The organism is Spiribacter salinus M19-40, from assembly GCF_000319575.2.
Classification (GTDB): domain Bacteria; phylum Pseudomonadota; class Gammaproteobacteria; order Nitrococcales; family Nitrococcaceae; genus Spiribacter; species Spiribacter salinus.
The window spans coordinates 779,662-800,520 of sequence record NC_021291.1 but is presented as its reverse complement, the minus strand read 5'-3'; the positions used below and the strand labels follow the sequence as shown (position 1 = coordinate 800,520).

The window sequence follows — 20,859 nt, the reverse complement described above, 5'->3', positions numbered from 1 at the left end:
GTAAATCATAATGCCCGCAGCATGGACATACACCCGATTGGCTATCTGCACAGCGACTTCGAATCGCGCTTTGGCGCACCGCGTCAGCCCGGCATTGTGCCCGAGGCGCGGGCCGAGCTTCATCTGCATCCGCCCTATAACAACCCCGAGGCGCTCAGCGGGTTAGAGGGGTGCACGCACATCTGGCTCATCGTGGGCTTTCACGCCACGCCGGACCGGCCGTGGCGCCCCACCGTCCGGCCACCCCGACTCGGGGGTAATCAACGCTGTGGCGTTTTCGCGACGCGCTCACCCTTTCGGCCCAACCATCTCGGCCTCTCTCTGGTCCGGCAGATTGGCTTGCTCGCCCCGCCTGCCTGTGGCCTCGCCCTGCGCGGTGTGGACCTGATCGACGGCACCCCCGTGTACGACATCAAACCGTATCTGCCTGACATCGAAGCGCCCACGGATGCGCAGCCGGCCGATCTCATGCGCACCACGCTGCCGGGACTGCGCGTGGAGTGGCGGGCATCAGCGCTCGCGGAACTGGCAACGGCGCCCGCCGAGCTCAAAGCCCTGATTACAGCGACGATTGCCGCCGATCCACGACCGGCCTATCGACGTGGCCAGGATGCCGCCCACTTCGGGATGCGGCTTGCCGGTTACGAGGTGGCCTGGTCGGTCGCCGATGAGACCGCCTGGGTGGAGTCGGTCTCCCCGGCCCCCGGCAAGGATTCCAAGGGCAGATGACAATACACCAAGCGCCCCGGCGCAGGCTCGCGGGCTGGCGGTGGCGTCTCGGCACAGTGGGGCATGACAAACGGACAGCGTGAGGCGAAGGGACAACCGGCCGGCCGAGCCTCAGGCCCGGGGTTCTCGCCGCGCGGCTGCGTGGCGGGCGGGCCGTCACTGAGTCCGGGAATCGCGGCGAGTAATTGATCGGTATAGGGGTGTCGCGGCCCCTGAAAAACGCCCTCAACGGGACCCGATTCCATGATGCGCCCCAGATACAACACCGCGATGCGATCCGCGATATAGCGCACCACCGCCAGGTCATGCGAGATAAATAAATACGCGGTCCCATTGCGCTGCTGCAGATCGATCAGCAGATCCAATACCGCGGACTGAACCGATACATCCAGTGCCGAGGTCGGCTCATCAAGAATCACGGCGCGCGGATCGCCGGCAAAGGCCCGCGCAATCGCCACGCGCTGACGCTGCCCACCGGAGAGCTGACCCGGGCGACGTTTGGCGGTATCGGCCTCAAGCGCAACCTGATGCAGCCGCTCTGGCACGCTTGCGCGCGCCGCCCGCCGGTCAAGCCCACCGAGACTGCGCATGGCCCGAGCCAATGCCGGGCCAATCCGATGGCTTGCGTTCAACGTGTTCTCCGGCGACTGAAAGACCATCTGCAGTGCACGACGCTGGGCTAATCCACGTTGCCGTTGGCCACGAGAGAGCGCCATGCCATCCAGGCGAACTTCACCCCCCACGGGTGCGGTGAGGCCGGTCAGGCCCCGGGCCAGTGTGCTTTTGCCGCTTCCCGACTCACCGACGAGCGCCACCGTTTCGCCTTCACGAACTTCAAGGCTGACCTCATCCAGGATTCGCACCCCGGCGTATTCCATGATCAGCCGATCGCAGCCGAGCACCGGCTCACCCATCGCTCGCGTAACCCACTCTGCCGGCGGCCGATTTCCGCCCGGTGGCGCGGTCTCCTGCGGAAACAGGCAACGGCTGGTGCGCGATGGGCCAAGTGCCTGCAATGCAACTGGCTGGCGACGACATGTCTCACGCGCAATAGGACAGCGCGGCGCAAAAGCGCAGCCCGCCGGGCGCTCGCCAAGAGCCGGCGGACTGCCCGGTATCCACGCCAGACGCCCCTGTTCCCAGTGCGCCTTGCCCGCCGGAATACAGTCAATGAGCGATGCCGTGTACGGATGCCGGGGCTGAGCAAAGAGTTCAGCCACTGGTGCTGACTCCACGATCTCCCCGGCGTACATCACCGCCACCCGGTCACACACCGAGCGCACCACCGCCAGGTCATGGCTGATGAACAGCATCGCTAGACCCAATTCGGCCCGAAGCGTTTCAAACAGCGCGAGGATTTCGGCCTGGATACTGGCATCCAGCGCGGTCGTTGGCTCATCGAGCACCAGTAGATCCGGCGAGCCAGCAAGCGCCATGGCAATAACCACCCGTTGCTGCATGCCCCCGGAGATTTGATAGGGATAGGCATCCAGTAACCGAGTGGGATCGGCAATGCGTACTTGCTCAAGCAATCGTTCCGCCGCATGGCGAGCCTCAGCCGGGCTTTGCGCCTGCTGGTGTTCGAATATTTCTGTTATTTGCCGACCGATGGTCAGCGCCGGATTCAGGGCGGTCGCCGGGTTCTGATAGACCACGGCAATGCGGTTACCCCGGCGATGCTGGAGCGCCGCTGGGCTGAGCGTGGCGAGATCTTCGCCCTCGAGGCAAACCCGCCCCCGCGGGATTCGCGCATTATCGGGCAGATACCCAAGCGCTGCCATGGCGAGGGTGGATTTCCCGCAGCCGGATTCCCCAACCAGGCCGACGGTTTCACCGGGCGCCACGTGCAGATCAACGCCACTGACGGCCTCAAGCCATTGCCCATGGCGTCGGAAAGCCACACTCAGGCCTTCAAATGCCAGAAGCGGTGCGCTCATCGTGTCTCCAAATCCCTGAGCCCATCGGCAATCAGGGAAAAGCCGATCACGACAAAGCCAATGGCCAGCGCTGGTGCCAGCACCGCCCACGGCGCCGTTGTGAGGAGTGAACGGCTACTGGCGACCATCAGGCCCCAGTCGGGGGCCGGTGGCTGCACGCCCAGGCCAAGAAACCCCAACGTGGCAGAGGTAAAGACCGCATACCCGAGCCGAATCGTTCCTTCGACCAGCAACGGGCCACGGATATTAGGCGCGATCTCGATCATCAGCACCCGAAAATAGCCCTCTCCCCGCAGCCGCGCCGCTTCGACGTACTCCTTTCGCACCTCGGTCAAAGCCGCGGCTCGGGCCGTGCGCGCGATCAACGGCGCAAACACCAGGCCGATCACCAGGATGACGTTCAACGTGGAGCTGCCAAGCGCCGTGAGCGCCAACAACGCGAGTACGACGATCGGAAAGGCCATGATCGCATCCAGCAGCCGCATGATGCCCTCATCGAGCCAGCGGCCGTTATACGCAGCGATCAATCCAATCAGCGTGCCAATACCAAGGCCAAGCAATGTCGATGCGGGCGCAATCGCCAACACATAGCGCCCGCCATGAATCACCCGACTCAAAATATCCCGGCCATACTCATCCGTGCCGAACCAGTGGGCGAGCGAGGGTGGGGCTGTGATCGGTCCCACGCCCATTGATGTCGGCTCATGCGGAGCCACCCACGGGGCAAAAAGCGCCGTGACGATCCATAACGTGACCATGCCCACGCCGACACTCAGCCCGGGCGAGGCCCGCAACCACTCAATCACCGAGCGCATCGCGTACCCGTGGGTTAAGGAGCCCGTAGAGAAGGTCCGCCGTGAGATTAGCAATTGAAAACACCAGGGTGACCAGCAGCGTGCAGCCGGCCAGCAACGGTATATCCTTATTGCTCGCAGCGTTGTGCAGCAGGCTTCCGATACCTGGATAGCGGAACAGGCTCTCCACCACCACGAGCCCGCCGACCAGCCACCCCAACTGCGCCCCGATAACCGTCACCGTTGGTAACAGGGCGTTGCGCAGCACATGGCGCCTCAGCACGACCCGCTCGGGGAGGCCTTTCAAGCGCGCTGTCCGTGTGTAATCGGCCTCAAGGGCGGTGATCATGCCGGCGCGGGTCATGCGAAAGAGGTAGGCAAACAGCAATAGGACGAGGCACATGGCTGGCAGGAACAGGCCGTGGACCACGCCCCAAAATCCGGCATCCCTTGCCGTCACGGCCTGCACAGGAAACCAGTCAAGGGCGATGCCAAAGACCACAATCAACACCACACCCGTGACGAATTCCGGCATGGCCCCGAGGCCCAGACCCACCACCGAGAGCACCCGATCAAATTTACCCCCGGGCCGGCGCCCGGCGGCGACGCCGGTGCCAATGGCCAAAGGAATCAAAAGCGTAATCGCTAACGCTGCCAGCATCAGCGATCGGCCCAAGCGCTCGAGGGCAAGGGGCAACACGGGGGTGTTGAGCGACAGCGACTCACCCCAGTCGCCCTGCAGCACCCCGCCAATCCACTGAAAATACTGCACGGGCAGCGGCTGATTGAGCCCAAGCGACTCGTTTAATGCCGCAACGGCCTCGTCCTGGGCAAAGGGGCCAAGGATGATGCGCCCGATATCACCCGGTAGCACGGTGGTCATCGCGAAGATGAGCACCGATGCAACCAGCAGCGTCAGGCCGAGCAGCAGCAGCCGCCGGGCGGTATAGCGCAGCATTGCTCGGTTCAGGTCACCCAGGTACGCGTGAGATCAAGGAAGTTGGACATATTGCCCGGCAGATCCCGAACCCGCTTGTTCACTGGCCGGAATCCATCCTTGAAGTAACTGATGACCGCGGGCACTTCCTCGTTGAGGATGCTGGCCAGTTCCTCGCCAAGGGCCGCGCGCCGGGTCTCATCCGCCTCCCTTTCGAACTGATCCAGCACGTCGTCGAAGCGGTCATTGGCCCATTTGGGCGCATTCCAGTCTGCGCCGCCGCGGAAGGCGGCATTAAGGAACTGACCCGGTGTCGCCCGGCTCGCCCAGTCCGTCACGCCGAAGGTCACTTCCGTCCAGTGATCGTAGTAGACGTTTAGTGGCTCGATTTTCAGATCCACCTCAATGCCGATCTCCGCCAGCATTTGCTGGAGCATCTCGCCATACTGCGACAGTTCGGCCAGTCGACCGACATGCAGATCAATTGGGAACCCGTTCGGGTAACCCGCGTCCGTGAGGAGCGACCGCGCTCGGTTCAGGTCCCGCTCGCGCTGCCTGATATTGACCTCGGACGGATAGATCGGCGCGAGCGGGTGGTCATTCCCCAGCGACGCATTCCCGCCCAAAAGGACCTCGATTGCTCGCGGCCGATCAACGGCGAGCGCCACTGCCTGACGTACGCGGACGTCATCAAACGGTTTCTGGTCGGTGCGCATCGTGACCTGGGCATGCGTTGACGTTGGCTGCGCCACCATCCGGATATCGTCGGCTTCGAACAGGGGCCGGATGTCGATATAACCCGCGGAGAGCATGGCGTCTGCCTCACCCCCCTGCATTGCCAGCACCTGCGGCTGAGAGCCGTCGTAGAAATCAAGCTCCACGGCGTCCAGGTAGGGCAATGGGTTATCCCAATAGTCAGGATTACGCTCTAGCCGCGCGCCCTCTTGCGGACGATAGTCGACCAGCCTGAATGGGCCCGTACCGACGGGATTGTTCGCGAAGTCCCCGCTGTAATCCGCGGGCAGAATCACGGCATTGTAGACATGCGTGTAGTAGGGAAAAGCACCCACCGGCCGATCGAGCTCAAAGCGCACGGCGTAGCGCCCCTCGGCGGTGACATTGTTTGGCTGCAGGAAATCGAGCTGAGCCGCTCCGGATGATCCGCTATCCGGCTCAACCATACGCTGGAAACTCGCCACGACATCCGCGCTGGTCATCTCCCGGCCGTCCTGAAACATCACCCCTTCGCGCAGCTTGAAATGCCAGATGCGGGCGTTGTCTTCTGGGTACCATTCAGTCGCAAGCACCGGGCGAAGACTCAGGTCGTCCTCAGCCCACACCAGATACTCGGCCACTTGCTGAACAATGGCGATGGTGCCCGATCCGGTCATTGTGACCGGCTCGAGATTATCGGCGATGGGCGCTGCAATGCGCACCATGCCGCCCCGACTGGGCGTCTGGGCCTGGCCAAACATCGGCCAGGTTCCCGTTGCGGTGGCTGCACCGGCAACACCCAGCCCCTGCATCAGCCGCCGACGGCGACGATCCACACTTTCCATTGCACGTACTCTTTAAAAAATTTGCCTCAGTATACAAGCCCATTTGCGGCAATGACGAGTCAAACGAACCGCCGGGGGATGCGCTCATGCCAATTGCGTGAAAAAACCCGACGCCCCGCTTCCCAGGCATCCAGTTCGGCGTGGACGTGGAACGCCTGGTCATCCGCCTCGAGACGCGTTCGCGTGCGTGTAGAAACGGCCCAGTCATCACGCTCGAACGCCCGCCAGGCGATCACCTCACCCTCGATGCTCGAGAAGTCCTCTCCCACCGATCGGTAGGTCTCGTAGGTGGCGTCTTCCACAAGCAGATCCACGTCTTCGATACGGTATCGACCCTCATCCTTGATGACCTCCAGCGCCGAGGCGCTGGTTTCGAGGTCTCGATGGACCACCCACCGGTGCTCTGCCAGCTTCTGCGGCGTCCGCGTCACCGGATCAGGATAGGCGGGCTCCGGGAAGTGCACGGCCGGCGCATCGTCTCGCACCGCTCTGACCGGCAGACTCAATGTGGTCCCGGCCGCTAACACCTTCATGCACACGGGCTCCGGTGGCGGGACCGCCAGCGGCCAATAGGACGTGGACAGCGACAGGCGCAGCCGATGCCCCGGCGTAAGCCGGTGGCCGAGGTCATTGAGCTTGAGCACGACGGTGAATGCCTCACCCGGGGTCAGCGCTTCCGGGGCGTGATGCCCTTCGCGATGATTCAGGTTCAGCACCCCGTAGGTGATCCGCGTGGCCTTGCCATCGACGGCCACATCAGAGAGCCGCGCTGCCACCTGCGCCACCGGACGATCGACCCGACAGCGCAAGGTCAGCTCCGGGGCACCCAATAACTCCATCGGGGCGTCCAGGGGATCGGTCTCGAACACCAGTGCGCCGCCATCCTCCTCACGCTGGTCGTAAGGCAGATCCGGCCCGGCGGAGTAACTGCACCACTTGCCGGCGAACAGCCCCAAACTGAGCGGTGATTGCAGAATAAATTGATCGTCACCCGCCGCCATTGGCGTATCGCGCAGGTGACCACCGGTGGCGGGGTACAGCATTTGGGGCTGTACATATGGCGAGGGCCACGCACGCTCGCCGACCCAGTGCCCCGGGCGATGGTGATAACGCGTGGCAGGCTCGGTTGCCTCCTGCACCCAGGCCCGGAGCATCGGCTCCTGCATGATTCCCGTCTCGCGGCCTTTCAGCCATCGATCCCACCAGCGCAGGGTCTCTTGCTGAAACCCGATGGCGGGCCCTGGGACGCCCTGATGGGGATATTTATGACTCCAGGGCCCGACCAACCCCTGACGGGGTACCGAGAGCTGCTCGAGTAGCCGAAACACCGCATCGGTATAACCATCTGCCCAGCCACTGACCGCCATGACCGGACATTGCACGGCGGCGTGGTCCTCGCAGATTGAGCCGTGGCGCCAGTAATCATCCCGTGCCGGGTGCTCAAGCCACTTGATCAGCCAAGGCGCATTGGCCTCGAGCCGCTGATGCCAGAGCTGCCGCCAGTCCTCACCGCGCAGGGCCGGATCTGGCGGTAGCGAATTGTAGGCAAACATCACGGAGGCCCAGGAGAGGTTGTCCCCCAGCAAGCACCCCCCCATGTAGTGCACATCATCGGCGTAGCGGTCGTCCGTCGAGCAAACCGTCACGATCGCTTTCAGGGCCGGCGGCTGCATGGCCGCAATCTGCAGCCCGTTAAATCCACCCCAGGAGATGCCGATCATCCCGACGTTGCCATCGCACCAGGGCTGCTCGGCAAGCCACTCGACAACGGCATATCCGTCATCCAGTTCCTGCTGAATATATTCATCGGTGAGCAGGCCTTCAGACTCTCCACTACCCCGCAGGTCCACCCGAACGCCGGCGTAACCGTGCTCGGCGTAACAGCGGTGCAGGGTCTCATCGCGCGCCCGGGTGAAATCGCGTTTGCGATAGGGAATGTACTCAAGGATTGCTGGCACGGGATGTTCGCCAGCGTCTGGTGGATGCCAGATCCGGGCCGAGAGGGTTATCCCGTCGGCCATGGGGATGCGCACATCCTCGTGGATGCTCACCGTCATTATGTCTCCTGGTTAGTCTTGTCCTCCAGTGCAATGTGAGCCGGCGGTGCCACGCCCTGCTTGTCTTCGCCGAAGTACAGTGTCATGTGCGGGAACGGGATCTCGATCCCGACTTCATCGAAGACTTCCTTCACGATCCGGTTGTAGGCCCGGCCGACGGCCCACTGCATCCCCGGCGTCGTGCGGATGCGCACGCGAACATTCACGGCGCTGTCTGCCAGCGCCGTCACGCCGTCCACCTCCAGTGGACCGGTGACTTCGCCGGAAATATCCTCATCGGCGCATAGTCGCTCGTAAGCCACATTCAAATGCTCGACAACTTCCCCGATGTTTTCGCGGTAGGCCACCCCGTATTCCGCCAGGTGATACCCGAAGTCGCGAGTGTAGTTCGACACGGTATCGACCGAGGAGAACGGCACAATGTGCAATGTCCCGGAGAGATCGCGCAGCCCGAGCGAGCGGATGCTGAGACGCTCAACCGTGCCGCTAATACCGGCTGCAGTGATGAAATCCTCTTTGTGGATCGCGTCTTCGAGCTGGATAAACACCCCGGTAATAATGTCCTGTACCAGCTTCTGGGCCCCAAAACCGATGGCCAGACCAAGGACACCCGCGCCAGCAATCAATGGGCCGATATTCATCCCAATCTCAGAGAGCGCCACCATCCCAGCCAACGTAATAATGGCAATGGCAATGGCATTCCGAAAAAGCGAGAGCAGTGTCTTCTCCCGCGCACCCGGGGCGCCGTGACCGGTTTCAGGATTGAGCCGATCCTCAATCCAGCTCACAGAAAAAAGCCAGGCCGCCAGAGCCAATAGCAAAATGCCAATCACACCGGTCAGCGCACCGGCCAGGGCCTGCCCGGTATCACTGGCAAGCCACTGCCCGACATCGGCAAGCCCCCAGATCTCAAGGAGCCCACCAATGACCGCTAAACCGAGTAGCAAGTGACCGACGGCCAGCAATCGGGGCAACCAGGTTCTAAGCCGGACCTGGAGCATCGCGAAGCGATGACCAAAGCGGGCGGGTATGGGAATCCTCGCCCGCGAGAGCACGCTCAGCCAATGCCCGAGAAATCCTGCCCCGAGCCCAAGAGCGATACTGAGCAGGCTGGCCAGCAGCACTTCGTTGACCACCGAGGATGGGGCAGCGATGGCCAGGGCCGAGATGATGAGGACGTACAGCCCAGCCAGCCAGTGCCAGAGCGGTGCGAGCACCCCTAAAATCGGGCTTAATACACCGCCCTGTTTGGCCTTGGCGCTCGCTGCTAACCACTGGCGCACAGCACCCCGCAGCGTTCGAACCATCCGCAACAGACTCAGGGCGACGGCCAGAACGACAAGTCCCGCAACTAGTTGCCCAATGCCCTCCGCGGCCATCTGGATCGCCGGTGCGATCAGCAGAATGCCGTAAGCGCCCACTTGCACCACACCCATGATGTGACGCTGCCAATGCAACGCCCTGGCGCTTTCAAGGGCCAATGGCCGAGCCGTTGCATGTTCGGGCTGCAAAAAGATCTCTAGGGCTAGCCGGATGAGGTGAACCGTCACAAACGCGCGCAAAAACGCAGTGGCAATCGCACCCCCTGGCCCAGCGTCAGGGAACACCGCGAAACTGATCAGAACCCCCACCGCGGCCGCCAGTCCAAGCGTGAGCGCCCCGCGCAACAGGACCACGCCCATTGTGAGCAGACCACGGACGGGTCGGGCGCCCGAGCGTTTCGTAGCGGTGCGCTCAATGACCGCATCCAGGCGCCGCCGTGTGAGACGCCGCAGTGCTTCATGAATCACAAGCACGGCGAGGATCAGGCCTGCGAGGCGTAGGGCTGCCAGCCCGACTTCCGGCGTCGCAAGGCGCGTCATCAACGGCCCCAGGGCCTGAAATTCATCAGCGACCTGCACCGCCCAGTCCATGAGGGCACTGCGGCTGCTTTCAATCAGTCCATCTACGTGCTTCATCGTCTGATTGCCTTGTTGGGTGAAATAAGTCGACTACGACCGCGGCAGAGTACCAAACGAGCGACGTCGTAGCAGAAAGTTAATGGGGTTGTTGCATCGCACCAAAATTCTGGTATATTGCACTGCAACAAGATCAAAAAGGTCTTGTCACCCGAGCAACTGCAAGAGGATTAGACCATGACGAACGAAAACTTCAGCAAGTACAGCGAGCAGGCCGAAAAGATGCTCATGGGCCCGACGCGGGATTACGTGAAGCTGGCCATGGACTACACCGAGAAGCTGATGGAAGCGCAGCTCGAGGCTGCCAAGACCTACAGCGAGATCGGTCTAGGCCAGGCCCGCGCCGCGCTGGACATCAAGGACACCAAAGCACTCCAGGCCTATGCCGAAGAGCAGCAGAAGGTGGCCAAAGATCTCAGCGAGCGGGTCAAGGGTGATGCCGAAAAGGTCGTCGCCATGAACCAGGACTTCGTCAACGAAGCCCGCAAGCTGGTTGAGACCAACGTCAAAACGGCATCCGAGACGGCTGCTGCCCAGACCAAAGCCAAGTAAGCGTTCGCGCATAACTTGCCCTTATGGGCTCAAAAAGCCGCTGGTCAAAAGCCAGCGGCTTTTTTTATGCCTGCGCACTGCGCGCCCAAGCCGGTATGCTAGCGAAATGAGTCATCGCACCGGTTTCCACGCCATCGCTTTGCTCGCGCTCAGCGCGGCTTCCAGCGCACTCGCCCAACCTGCGGCCAACGTCGTTGTTACACCGGTCGAGGCGAGTCGCGAGACGATTGAGGTACAAGCGGTTGGCGCATCCCGAGCCGAGCGCTCCATCAGGCTTTTCCCGGAGACATCAGGCACGGTCGAATCCATTCGAATCGAGGCGGACCGGGCCGTCACCGCCGGTTCGGTTCTCCTGCGCCTCGATGACCGTGCCGAGCAGGTTGCTGTCGCCCTGGCGGCTGTCGAGCTAGCCGATACCCGGCGGCTGCTTGCCCGCTATGAGCGAGCCGAGGGCTCGGGGGCATTCGCTCCGAGCACGGTGGACGAAGCCCGCCGCGACGTCGAGCTCGCCGAACTCGAGCTTGAACAGGCGCAAATCGCTCTGGATGAGCGGACACTTCGTGCGCCCTTCGACGGGTACACCGGGCTCACCGACATCGAGCCGGGCGACCGCATAACCGAAGAGACAGAGGTGACCACACTCGACAATCGCGAGACATTAACGGTGCGTTTCTCTCTATCCGAGCGTTTTTATGGCCAATTCGCCCGTGGCGATGCGGTCAGCCTGAACACCTGGCATAGCAACGGGCCCAAGCGCACAGCACGCATTGAGCGAATTGGGAGTCAGGTCGATAGCGACGTCGGCACCTTCCCCGTCGAGGCGCGGGTGCACAATGCCGACGATGCCCTGCGCCCGGGCATGCGCTTTCGTGTCACCGCCCGCCTTGAAGGACCGCGCGCCTGGCGTCTACCTGAAACCGCCCTGCTCTGGGGCGACAATGGCGCCTATGCCTGGCGCATACAGGGGGGCAAAGCCGAACGCGTCGGCCTGGAGCTGATCGCCCGGGAACGCAAGCATGTCCTTGTCGATGGCCCGCTTGAGGCGGGCCAGGATGTGGTGAGCGAGGGGACTCAGCGCATTCGTCCCGGCATCGAGGTCAACCTGATCGATGCCAACTCGCTGGATAACTACCCGGCGCTCGAGGCTGAGCGCGAGCCCGCGGATCGCCGATGAGCGAGTCCCGCGGAGGTCTCCCAGCGCTTGGGATCCGGCGCCCGGTGCTGGTGGGTGTGCTCAACCTGCTGATCGCGATTGCCGGTGTGGCGGCACTACTCGGTATCGAAGTCCGGGAACTGCCAAACGTGGATCGACCGCGCATCACCGTGACTGCGCAATACCCTGGCGCCGCGCCGGAAACCATGGACGCCGAAGTCACCCGACGACTTGAAGGCGCCGTGGCGCGGGTCTCTGGCGTGCGCTCCATCAGCGCCTCCAGCGAGGAGAGCAGCACTCGCATCGTCGTGGAATTTGACCCTGGCAGCGACCTGGATACGGCAGCTGCCGATGTTCGGGAAGCGGTTGGGCGCATCGAGCGGAGTCTGCCGGATGACGTGGATCGCGTGAACATCATCAAGGCGGATCGGGATGCAAGCCCCATTGTCCGGGTGGCAGCACGCGCGCCGGGCCTGACGCTCGATGAGCTAACGCGCCAGGTCGACAATGACATCGTACCCGCCCTGGTCTCCATTCCCGGCGTTGCGGATGTCTCGGTCTACGGCGACCGCGCACGAGAACTGCAGGTTTCTGCTGATCCTCTCCAGCTCGCCGCCCATGGCCTGGATGTCAACGATCTGATCCGGCGCCTTGAGAATGCGGACCTGGATATTCCAGCGGGGAGCTACCGCAACAGCGACCTTGAACTTCGCGTCCGCGCTGACGCCACCATCGACACGCCGCGGCAGATTGAGGCCTTAACGCTTCGCCCGGGGCTGCGGTTGGGCGATGTGGCCAACGCCGTACTGGCCCCCGCCGATGCCCGCAGCAAGGTTGAGCTGAATGGCGAGTCCATCCTTGGCATGGGAATTATCCGCCAGGCGGGATCCAATACCCTGGAGATCAGCGCTGGCGTGGACGAAGCGCTCGAGGCACTCAATCCACGCCTGGAAGGTGTTGAGCTGATCAAAACCTCGGATGATGCCCGGTTTATCCGCGGTGCGATTGGTGAGGTGCTGTTCACGCTCGTGGCTGCTGCGCTCATTGTGGTGGCGGCCATTTGGCTATTTATCGGATCACCCCGGGCAACGCTCATCCCCTCTATCACCATACCGCTCGCCCTGATCGGCACGGTGGCGGCAATCTGGATTCTCGGGTTTTCAATCAATCTGATAACGCTGCTCGCTCTCGTCCTCGCCACTGGGCTGGTCGTGGATGATGCCATCGTGGTGCTTGAGAATATTCAGCGGCGGCGTCGCGAGGGGCTGGCGGCGAGCGCCGCTGCCCTGCTCGGCACCCGCCAGGTGTTTTTTGCCGTTATCGCAACAACGGCAGTGCTGATCGCCGTCTTTGTCCCGATCTCGCTCATACCCAGCACGGCTGGACGGCTATTTCGGGAATTCGGGGTGGTACTGGCCGTGGCTGTGGCGATTTCATCGTTTGTCGCCCTGTCTTTGGTCCCAGCCCTGGCTGCGCGTTTGCTGAAAACGCAGGCATCGCCCGGCCGGTTCACCCTGGCCCTGCGTCGTGTGGGCCATACCCTCGCCGACGGTTATGCGCGCAGTCTCGAGCGTCTGGTCAACCGGCCCCTCGCCACGAGCGGGGCTGCCCTGCTCCTTCTCGCCGGCGGCGCCGCGCTATTCACCGACATCGATCAGGAACTGCTGCCCAGCGAAGATCGCAGCCTTGTTTTCGTCTCCGCGTCCGGACCCGACGGCGCCGGGCTGCAATACAGCGAACGTCAGGCCTGGCGGATGCAGGCGCGGCTTGCGCCGCTGGTCGAGCGTGGAGACATTGCGCGACTGTTCACCATCGCAGGGCGTTGGGATCCGAATCGGATCTTCATTGTCGCCCCACTCGCCGATTGGGAAGACCGTGAACGCAGCCAGCAGGCGATCATGGGGGAGATGAGGCGCGCCCTGTCCGATCTGCCGGGCGTCCAGCTTTTTGTCGGTAGTCCGAACAGCCTCGGGCTGCGCGGCGTGGGCGGTGGGCTCGAGGTGGTGTTACTCGGCAGTGACTACAACGCCATCAACGAGGCCGCCCAGGCGTTCACGGCGGCCATCGACGAGCAACTGCCCGCGCTTGGTGATGCGCGCGTCGGCTACTCGCCGACCCAACCGCAATTGCGCGTCAACATCGATCGGCAACGTGCCCGGGATCTCGGCGTGGCCGTCGAGGATCTTGGCGATACGGTGCAAGCCATGATCGCGGGCTACAATGTGCTGGACCTCAGTGTGGCCGACCAGTCGATCCCATTACGCCTGCAGGCTCGGACTGGAACAATGCTCACCCCGCGCGATATTGACGCGTTGCGCGTGCGCTCGGATGAAGGCGAGATGGTGCCCCTATCGAGTCTGGTTACCCTGACCGAAGAAGGCGTCGCCGCAGAGCTTGACCGAGAGGCGCAACGGCGTGCGATCAGCATCGATCTGTCCATCGATGCGGATTATCCACTGCAAACCGCGGTCGATGAGCTCCGTGGCCTGGCCGATGAGGTCCTTCCTGCCGGCATCACCCTACTGACCACGGGCGAAGCGGAAACGCTAGAGGAGACCCGCCAGGAGGTCTTACTGACCTATGCTCTGGCGCTGGTGGTGGTGCTCCTTGTGCTTGCCGCCCAGTTCGAGAGCCTCATGAGTGCGCTGGTCGTGATGGCAACGGTTCCCTTTGGACTTGCCGCGGCCATGGTGGCGTTAACGCTCACTGGCAACTCCATCAACATCTACTCGCAGATCGGGCTCATTCTTCTCATCGGGCTGATGGCGAAGAACGGTATTCTGTTGGTGGAGTTCGCCGATCAGCTGAGGGATCGCGGCGCGAGTGTGCGTGACGCCGCGCTGGGCAGTGCCCGAGTTCGCCTGCGGCCTGTGGCGATGACCACGATCGCCACCGTGCTCGGCGGTCTGCCGTTGATCCTGAGTGGCGGTGCCGGCGCTGAGAGCCGTGGCGCCATTGGCTGGGTCGTCTTCGGCGGGCTCGGACTAGCCGCCCTGTTTACCCTCTATCTCACCCCGGTCGTCTATACGCTGCTTGCCCGATTCGCCCGACCCCGGGCGGCCGCGGCTGAGGCACTGGAGGAAGAGCTGAATCAGGCGGTTAATGCCAGCACAAGCAACATCACGGGCAATGCGAACAGGTGACTGAGCACAATTGTGCTCGCGACCAGTGCGGTATCTCCATCCATTTGCTGGACGAGCACATAGGCTGCCGAGGCCGTTGGACAAGCCAGAAAGACTAATGCAAGCCGTAACTCATCCGTACTCAAGCCGAAAGTAACGCCAAAAAACAGCCCAGCCAATGGACCGACTGTTGTTTTGAGTGCCGCGGCGCCAACCGCCCATCGCACTCGACCCCGGATCCGAGTTGCATAAAGGCCTGCGCCAATGCCAATCAAGGCAAGAGGAAGGGCCATTTGCCCGACAGCTGCCAACGTCCGGTCTGCTGCCAATGGCAGGGCCAACGGGGAGAGCGCAAGCAAGACCCCCAGTAGGGTCCCCAATAAAATCGGGTTAGTTCCGACGCCCCTGGCCACACGAGATAAAGCCACCATTGGCGCCTGACGCCCTGGCAACTGCATAACGGTCACAGCGACGATGTTGTAGATGACCACCAACGGCACAAAGGCGACCAATGCGACTGCTTCATAGGTCGATGCCTCAGGGCTGCCTGCGAAGGCATAGATCACAACGGGTAAGCCGACAAAAGTGAGGTTGCCGCGATAAGCGCCATGGACAAAGGTCACGAACGAACGCCCCGGCAACCGCCAAAGGCGAGCAACGAATGCCGCAACAAGCACACTCACGCCTGTCGCAAGCAGCAGAACAGAAAGCATGTCGCCAACACGGCCGAAATCTGGGGCTGCGGTCCCAATACGCTGAATGAGCAGCGCCGGTAGACCGACCCAGTATGTTAGGCGATTGAGCTCTCCCACCGCTGGGGTTGACAGGAAGCCGGTGCGAACCAGCGCCCAGCCCATCGTGATAATGAGCACGACGGGCGCGAGGATCTGCACGATAGCGATCAGGGCAGGCTCTCTGGATTAGCGCTGATCGGGATGATCGTCATCCCGGCGCTCGAATTCGCCCTCGATCACGTCTGGGGTATGCCCCCGCGATGAGTTATGCGCTCCCGGTGGCGGACCCGCCGGGCCGTACTGGACCTCGAGCCGGGCGAGCGCCAGGCGCACAAGCGCATGGCGCGTCGGCGGCACGAGACAAATCAGGCCAAGGCTGTCAGTGACAAACCCGGGCGTCAGCAACAGCGCCCCGCCCACCAGCAAGGCCACACCCTCGAGCAGCTCCATGGCGGGCGCCATGCCACGGTCAAGGTTCTGCCGCGCGCGGGCCAGCGTTTGCAGGCCTTGTTGCCGCAACAAGGCCGCGCCTAGCCCGGCGGTAAGCAGACACAGCGCGATGGTGGCTAAGGCCCCAATCACCTGACCGATTTCGATCAGTAGAAAAATCTCGCCAAGCGGGATGAAAATGAACAATATAAGCAGGATCGGCACAATGACTCCGGTCGCCGGTTTGCACTATGCTGCAATATATCATCGACGAAGGGCCCAACGGGCTCGAGGGGTGGGTGCAATGACAGCGCGGTTCAATCGTCTGGCGAAGGGCGCAATCTTAACTGGCTTGCTGGCCACCGCGTCGGTGCAGGCCGACTTCTCGGCATGCCTGTCGGACCTTCACTCAGATGCCACAGACGAAGGCGTCAGCCGTGAGGTGGCCGATCAGCTGCTTACCGGCGTTGAACCCAGTGATCGAGTCATTGAACTCGACCGCAATCAGCCCGAGTTCACCAGCACGCTGAAAGGCTACCTCGACCAGCGCGTGACCCAAACGCGTATCGAGCAAGGCCGTGCCCTGCTTGCCGAGCATGAGGCGCAACTCGAGCGCATCCGCGAGCGCTATGGGGTGCCCGGGCGCTACATCGTGGCCTTCTGGGGCCTCGAGACGCATTACGGTCAGTACGTCGGGGATATGCCAACCATTCGGTCATTGGCAACACTGGCCTGTGATCGCCGCCGCGGCGCCTTTTTTCGCGATGAACTGATTGCCGCGATGCAGCTTGTTGATAACGGGACGGTCGAGGCTGATCGCCTGCGGGGCTCTTGGGCCGGGGCCCTGGGCAACTTCCAGTTCCTGCCGAGCGTCTACCGGGACCACGCCGTTGATGCGGACGGGGACGGGCGCGCTGACCTTTGGGAGAGCTTTGCCGATGCCGCAGAGTCCGCCGGCGCTTTTCTGGCCGCACGGGGGTGGCAGGCGGGTGAGCGCTGGGGCCGGGAGGTTCGCCTCCCTCAAGACTTTGATTACAGCCTGGCGGAAACCGAGGCGAGCCTACGTGACTGGGCGGAGCGCGGCATACAGGGCACCAACGGGAGTGTCCTACCCAATGCTGACCTCAACGCAACACTGCTGGTGCCCGCGGGCGCGCAAGGCCCTGCGTTCCTCGTTTACGAGAATTTTGATGTGATCATGCGCTGGAATCCGTCCCGCTTTTATGCCTTGTCCGTCGGACACCTTGCTGACCGCCTGATCGGTGCGCCCGGTCTCGACCGTGCCCCACCCGATGAGCCGCCTTTGGCGATCAAAACGATCGAGGCCATGCAGACGGCACTCAACCAGCGTGGGTATGATGCCGGATCGCCGGATGGCCGGATGGGGCCGGCCACCCGCTCGGCGCTGCGAGCCTTTCAGCGAGACGCCGGATTAGTTGCTGATGGCCACCCGAATCCGGACACTCTGGCTGAAATCGACGAGACACTCACTCAGAATTGAACTTCCCCAAAGCAACAAAGGAGAGAACGCGATGTGGAATGATCTGATGCGACGCTGGATGGACATGGCCCTGTGGTGGCTGCCCAGTAACCGAAACAATGGCGAGACGGCCAGCCCGTCAGCGCCAGCGAGTCGCCCTGAGGCGCCAGCCCAGCCCAAGGCCAGTCCGTCACCAACACCCCAGTCGAGCGGCACTGACCTCACCGGTATCAAGGGCATCGGCCCAGCCATGCAAAAGCGCCTGGAAAAGCTCGGCGTGACCTCGCCCGCACAATTGGCGGCTGCTGATGCCGATCGGCTGACTGAGCAGCTCAAAGCCGGTGGCGCTGTCGTTTCGCGTAATCGGGTTGTGGAGTGGATCCAGGCAGCGGGGCAGGCATAAGTGTCCGGAAGTCAGCATTGATGACCTCGACAGAGGACTCGCCTGCCGCACTGCTCGCTCCGTATTATCGCTGTGAACAAGACACAGTAGTGGTCTCGGCGCAGCAGGGGAGCGGGTTTGCTAAGGACATCGCGGGCGATCACAACCCGATCCACGATGTCGACGCGCCGCGATTTTGCGTTCCGGGTGATTTGCTCTTTGCCCTGATTGTCGAGCACTACGGACTGGCCCGCCACATGACGCTCACCTTTCGGGGAATGCTCAGGGCGGATACGCCTTTGCGGTTCCCAACCGCCCCGGAGACCGCTTTCAGCATTGCGGACGCAGCTGGCCGGGATTACGTCGGCGTCGAGTTCGGCCCGCGCATGCCGGCACCGCCAGCCGTACAACGGGGGGTTATCGAAGCCTATGTCGCCTGCTCGGGTCAGACCTTCCCCGATCTGCTGCAACCACTGCTCGAAGCCCATCAGGTGATGTTCAATCCTGATCGGCCTCTGGTGGTCTATGACAGCATGGCGCTGGCTTTTGACAGACCGCTGACCGCCCCCCCGTCGCTCAGCCTTACACAGACCCACCTCGAAGTGAGCGGCAAACGCGGGGATGCGCGGTTTGATTTCGATATTCTTGAAGACGGGCAGCAGATCGGTCGGTGCTGGAAGAAAATGGTGGTCAGTGGCCTGAGGGCTTACAGCAGTGCGGACATGGGCGCCGTGGTTCAGCGCTACCAAGCGCGCCGAGCCGCTGCCGGCGTCTAGAGGCTTCCATTGTGCAAAAAGGCGACACCGATCGCCGCGCCGATCATGACAGCGAGTAATACCCACCCGGCGATGGCCTGGGGGGTAAAGCGGGGATCTGTTGAGTGGTCTTCACGCGCGACACGACTGGAACGGCGTCGTGCCTGGACGACGAGGAACACAACCAGCGCGACGACCAAGGTCAGCAAAATCTGTCGGATCACTCGATTGGCTCCCCATCGATTAGTCGGGCATACAGATCACCTGAGCCCACACGGTTCGCATTCTGCCTGATCCAGGCCTGAACCGCTGCAGGGCCCATCCATTGATGCCACTCAAAGCGTCTTGCCTCGCCCGCCACCACATTGAACTCGTAGTCACCAAGCGCATTCAGCCGCGCGAGACAGCGCTCAGCGATGGCCTCGCCACCCGCCACGAATTCCAGGGAGAGCGCCGGCAAGGGCTGCGACAGGCCTTCCAGGATCGCCGCTTCATGCCCCTCAACATCAATCTTGCAAAAACCCGGGATACCGAAGCGCGCAATCAGCGCGTCGAGCGTGGTGACCTCTACGTCGATCGACGCCTCCCAGTTCACTTGAGCAAATGCCGCATTGCGCCCTCCGATGTCGCGGCGCCAGGCCGATGACAATGTGGCCAGCGTGGGATGTCGCGGACTCATCGCCAGTGAAGCGTGGCCTGGACTGGCACCCACCGCCTGTCCGAGCACCGTGACGGCAGAAAGCCCCCGAACCCGCCAGGCCAGATAGCGCTGCAACTGGGGTTGCGGCTCAAGCGCAATCACAGCGGCACCCAGTCCAGCGAACGCCTGCGTACGATCACCCAGATGGGCACCAATATCGAACACGGTCATGCCGGGCCTGACTAACGGCGCGTACAGTCTGCGCAGGCCGGGCTGACGCCATGGCCCGGCGTAGATGAGCAGGGAGCGCAGGAACCCTCTTATCCCGTCAACTCGTTGTCTCATCGAGCACTATCCCGTGATCAGCCAAAACACACCCGCCAGAATCACGACACCCAGGCCTGGCAGCAGGCGCCAGACCATCGATCGCCCGCCAATCACAACCCCAAGCCCCAATTTGACCGCCGTATTAGCCAGCGCCGCCAGAATCACGCCCTGCTGGGCAATACCCAGTGCCAATCGATCCTCGGTCATCCGCGTTAAAGACAAGGTAATGGCATCGACGTCCGTCAGCCCGGATACCAGGGCAATCGTATAGATACCGGCCTCGCCGGCATACTGGCGAAGCGCTTCAGCGCCAACCATAACCACGGCAAGCAGCACGGCAAACTGCAGGGCCGTGGTCAATTCGAAGGGCTGCTGCATGGGCGGGTTAATGGCGTTTCCCGCAACACCACGCGCTAACCAGATCAGTACTAGGCTAGCCAGAAAACCCATGGCGGTGAGCAGCGCGATGGGCAAATACAGACCGGGCAACATGTCCGGTGCCACCGCGCCGACCAGTAACAGCATGCGAGGGAACATGGTGGTACTGGCGGTGATAATCGCCGCGGCGAACACTGGCTGCAGGGCGCGTTGCTCGCGCGCCGCTCGGGACAGGGTGAGGGTCAGCGCAGTGGATGAGGCCAAGCCGGCGAACAGGCCCGTAAGCAACACACCGCGCTGCGGTCCGGCCAGTCGCACCGCGAAATGCCCGGCGAACCCAATGGCGCTGATCAGGACGACCATCAGCCAGAGCTCGTAGGGGTTAAGCACATCCCATGGCCCAAAACCGCTGCGCGGCAGCAAGGGCAGAATCACCGCGCTGATCAGCGTGAGTTGCAGAATCGCCCTGAGCTCGGGCCCGTCTATTCGGGTAAGCAGGTGATGCAAACTCGGCTTGAAACCGAGCAGCATGGCGGTGAGCACGCTACCGCTAATCGCCAGCAGCATCTCCCCGGTGCCCGCAAGAACGCCCAGCAAAAACACAAGGAATGCCGCGACCTCGGTGGTGATGCCGTAGTCACCCTGGCGCTCGACGCTGAAGCGATAACCCAGCACCAACAGCGCCAGCAACCCCAGCAGCGCCACAGGAACCACCAGATCAGAGAACCGAAGCGCCAACAGGCCCGTCACTCCGCCGGCCAGGCCAATCAGCGGGAAGGTTCTCACACCCGCTACCCGCTCGCCCTCCTCGGCCGTGCGCAGTCGCCAGCCGCGCTCAAGCCCGACGATCACCCCCAAGGCCAGCGCGGCGGCGAGCCGGGGCAAGTGCTCGACTTCCATCATTACGCTACCCTAACGGACTTTGCCCCGACTGGA

General features: G+C 62.7%; 18 protein-coding genes. 7 read left to right on the top strand and 11 right to left on the bottom strand.

The genetic code is table 11. The features are described 5' to 3' along the window. The first annotated feature begins 21 nt into the window (after positions 1-21). Positions 22-729 carry a tRNA (N6-threonylcarbamoyladenosine(37)-N6)-methyltransferase TrmO gene (gene tsaA / locus SPISAL_RS08810; RefSeq protein WP_016353184.1) on the top strand — a complete coding sequence of 236 codons (708 nt, stop codon included), beginning with the start codon at positions 22-24 and terminating at the stop codon, positions 727-729. On the opposite strand, the gene SPISAL_RS03990 is transcribed toward tsaA, so the two are convergent. From SPISAL_RS03990 to SPISAL_RS03965, 6 genes are read right to left on the bottom strand one after another with little or no spacing between them, the layout of a single operon-like run. Then, entirely contained in the window at positions 642-2,666 is a 2,025-nt protein-coding gene (locus tag SPISAL_RS03990) for a dipeptide ABC transporter ATP-binding protein (RefSeq protein WP_016353183.1), read from the bottom strand. The two genes, tsaA and SPISAL_RS03990, sit on opposite strands and share 88 nt — an antisense overlap. Beyond that, on the bottom strand, positions 2,663-3,481 hold the full coding sequence (locus SPISAL_RS03985; RefSeq protein WP_016353182.1) for an ABC transporter permease: 819 nt from the start codon (positions 3,479-3,481) through the stop codon (positions 2,663-2,665). Before SPISAL_RS03985 ends, SPISAL_RS03990 begins: the two co-directional genes overlap by 4 nt. After that, positions 3,465-4,418 (bottom strand): ABC transporter permease, encoded by a 954-nt coding sequence (locus SPISAL_RS03980; protein WP_016353181.1) that lies wholly within the window; start codon positions 4,416-4,418, stop codon positions 3,465-3,467. The genes SPISAL_RS03985 and SPISAL_RS03980 overlap by 17 nt, the downstream gene beginning before the upstream one ends. 8 nt (positions 4,419-4,426) lie before the next feature. Further along, positions 4,427-5,956, bottom strand: a complete 1,530-nt coding sequence (locus SPISAL_RS03975; RefSeq protein ID WP_016353180.1) for an ABC transporter substrate-binding protein — start codon at positions 5,954-5,956, stop codon at positions 4,427-4,429. 59 nt (positions 5,957-6,015) lie between these two features. After that, complete coding sequence (locus SPISAL_RS03970; protein ID WP_016353179.1) at positions 6,016-8,013, bottom strand: CocE/NonD family hydrolase; 1,998 nt, start codon at positions 8,011-8,013, stop codon at positions 6,016-6,018. Further along, positions 8,013-9,971: a mechanosensitive ion channel domain-containing protein gene (locus tag SPISAL_RS03965; protein WP_016353178.1), complete on the bottom strand. Its 1,959-nt coding sequence runs from the start codon at positions 9,969-9,971 to the stop codon at positions 8,013-8,015. Before SPISAL_RS03965 ends, SPISAL_RS03970 begins: the two co-directional genes overlap by 1 nt. Before the next feature lie 177 nt (positions 9,972-10,148). Here SPISAL_RS03965 and SPISAL_RS03960 point away from each other — a divergent pair, with 177 nt between their 5' ends. The 3 genes from SPISAL_RS03960 to SPISAL_RS03950 all read left to right on the top strand — a co-directional run bounded on the left by SPISAL_RS03960 (position 10,149) and on the right by SPISAL_RS03950 (position 14,819). Next, entirely contained in the window at positions 10,149-10,523 is a 375-nt protein-coding gene (locus SPISAL_RS03960; RefSeq protein WP_016353177.1) for a phasin family protein, read from the top strand. Between the two features lie 106 nt (positions 10,524-10,629). Next, positions 10,630-11,697, top strand: coding sequence for an efflux RND transporter periplasmic adaptor subunit (locus SPISAL_RS03955; protein ID WP_016353176.1), 1,068 nt, complete (start codon positions 10,630-10,632; stop codon positions 11,695-11,697). Continuing rightward, positions 11,694-14,819 carry an efflux RND transporter permease subunit gene (locus SPISAL_RS03950; RefSeq protein ID WP_016353175.1) on the top strand — a complete coding sequence of 1,042 codons (3,126 nt, stop codon included), beginning with the start codon at positions 11,694-11,696 and terminating at the stop codon, positions 14,817-14,819. Before SPISAL_RS03955 ends, SPISAL_RS03950 begins: the two co-directional genes overlap by 4 nt. Here the strand turns inward: SPISAL_RS03950 and SPISAL_RS03945 are convergent. Both SPISAL_RS03945 and SPISAL_RS03940 read right to left on the bottom strand, forming a co-directional pair. Continuing rightward, on the bottom strand, positions 14,768-15,691 hold the full coding sequence (locus tag SPISAL_RS03945; protein WP_016353174.1) for an AEC family transporter: 924 nt from the start codon (positions 15,689-15,691) through the stop codon (positions 14,768-14,770). The two genes, SPISAL_RS03950 and SPISAL_RS03945, sit on opposite strands and share 52 nt — an antisense overlap. Before the next feature lie 27 nt (positions 15,692-15,718). Then, positions 15,719-16,186 carry an FxsA family protein gene (locus tag SPISAL_RS03940; protein WP_016353173.1) on the bottom strand — a complete coding sequence of 156 codons (468 nt, stop codon included), beginning with the start codon at positions 16,184-16,186 and terminating at the stop codon, positions 15,719-15,721. 79 nt (positions 16,187-16,265) lie between these two features. Here SPISAL_RS03940 and SPISAL_RS03935 point away from each other — a divergent pair, with 79 nt between their 5' ends. From SPISAL_RS03935 to SPISAL_RS03925, 3 genes are read left to right on the top strand one after another with little or no spacing between them, the layout of a single operon-like run. Next, positions 16,266-17,462: a lytic murein transglycosylase gene (locus tag SPISAL_RS03935; RefSeq protein ID WP_016353172.1), complete on the top strand. Its 1,197-nt coding sequence runs from the start codon at positions 16,266-16,268 to the stop codon at positions 17,460-17,462. A 31-nt stretch (positions 17,463-17,493) separates the two neighbouring features. Then, the gene (locus SPISAL_RS08660) at positions 17,494-17,844 is read left to right on the top strand and encodes a helix-hairpin-helix domain-containing protein (RefSeq protein WP_016353171.1); all 351 of its coding nucleotides are present in this window, start codon (positions 17,494-17,496) and stop codon (positions 17,842-17,844) included. 20 nt (positions 17,845-17,864) lie between these two features. After that, on the top strand, positions 17,865-18,599 hold the full coding sequence (locus tag SPISAL_RS03925) for a DUF3581 family protein (protein WP_016353170.1): 735 nt from the start codon (positions 17,865-17,867) through the stop codon (positions 18,597-18,599). On the opposite strand, the gene SPISAL_RS03920 is transcribed toward SPISAL_RS03925, so the two are convergent. Genes SPISAL_RS03920 through SPISAL_RS03910 form a run of 3 tightly spaced genes read right to left on the bottom strand, consistent with a single transcriptional unit; the run spans position 18,596 to position 20,826 of the window. Next, on the bottom strand, positions 18,596-18,802 hold the full coding sequence (locus tag SPISAL_RS03920; RefSeq protein ID WP_016353169.1) for a hypothetical protein: 207 nt from the start codon (positions 18,800-18,802) through the stop codon (positions 18,596-18,598). The genes SPISAL_RS03925 and SPISAL_RS03920 overlap by 4 nt on opposite strands. After that, entirely contained in the window at positions 18,799-19,563 is a 765-nt protein-coding gene (locus SPISAL_RS03915; protein ID WP_041389198.1) for an FkbM family methyltransferase, read from the bottom strand. The genes SPISAL_RS03920 and SPISAL_RS03915 overlap by 4 nt, the downstream gene beginning before the upstream one ends. A gap of 6 nt (positions 19,564-19,569) precedes the next feature. After that, positions 19,570-20,826 (bottom strand): MgtC/SapB family protein, encoded by a 1,257-nt coding sequence (locus SPISAL_RS03910; protein WP_016353167.1) that lies wholly within the window; start codon positions 20,824-20,826, stop codon positions 19,570-19,572. Positions 20,827-20,859 lie beyond the last annotated feature (33 nt).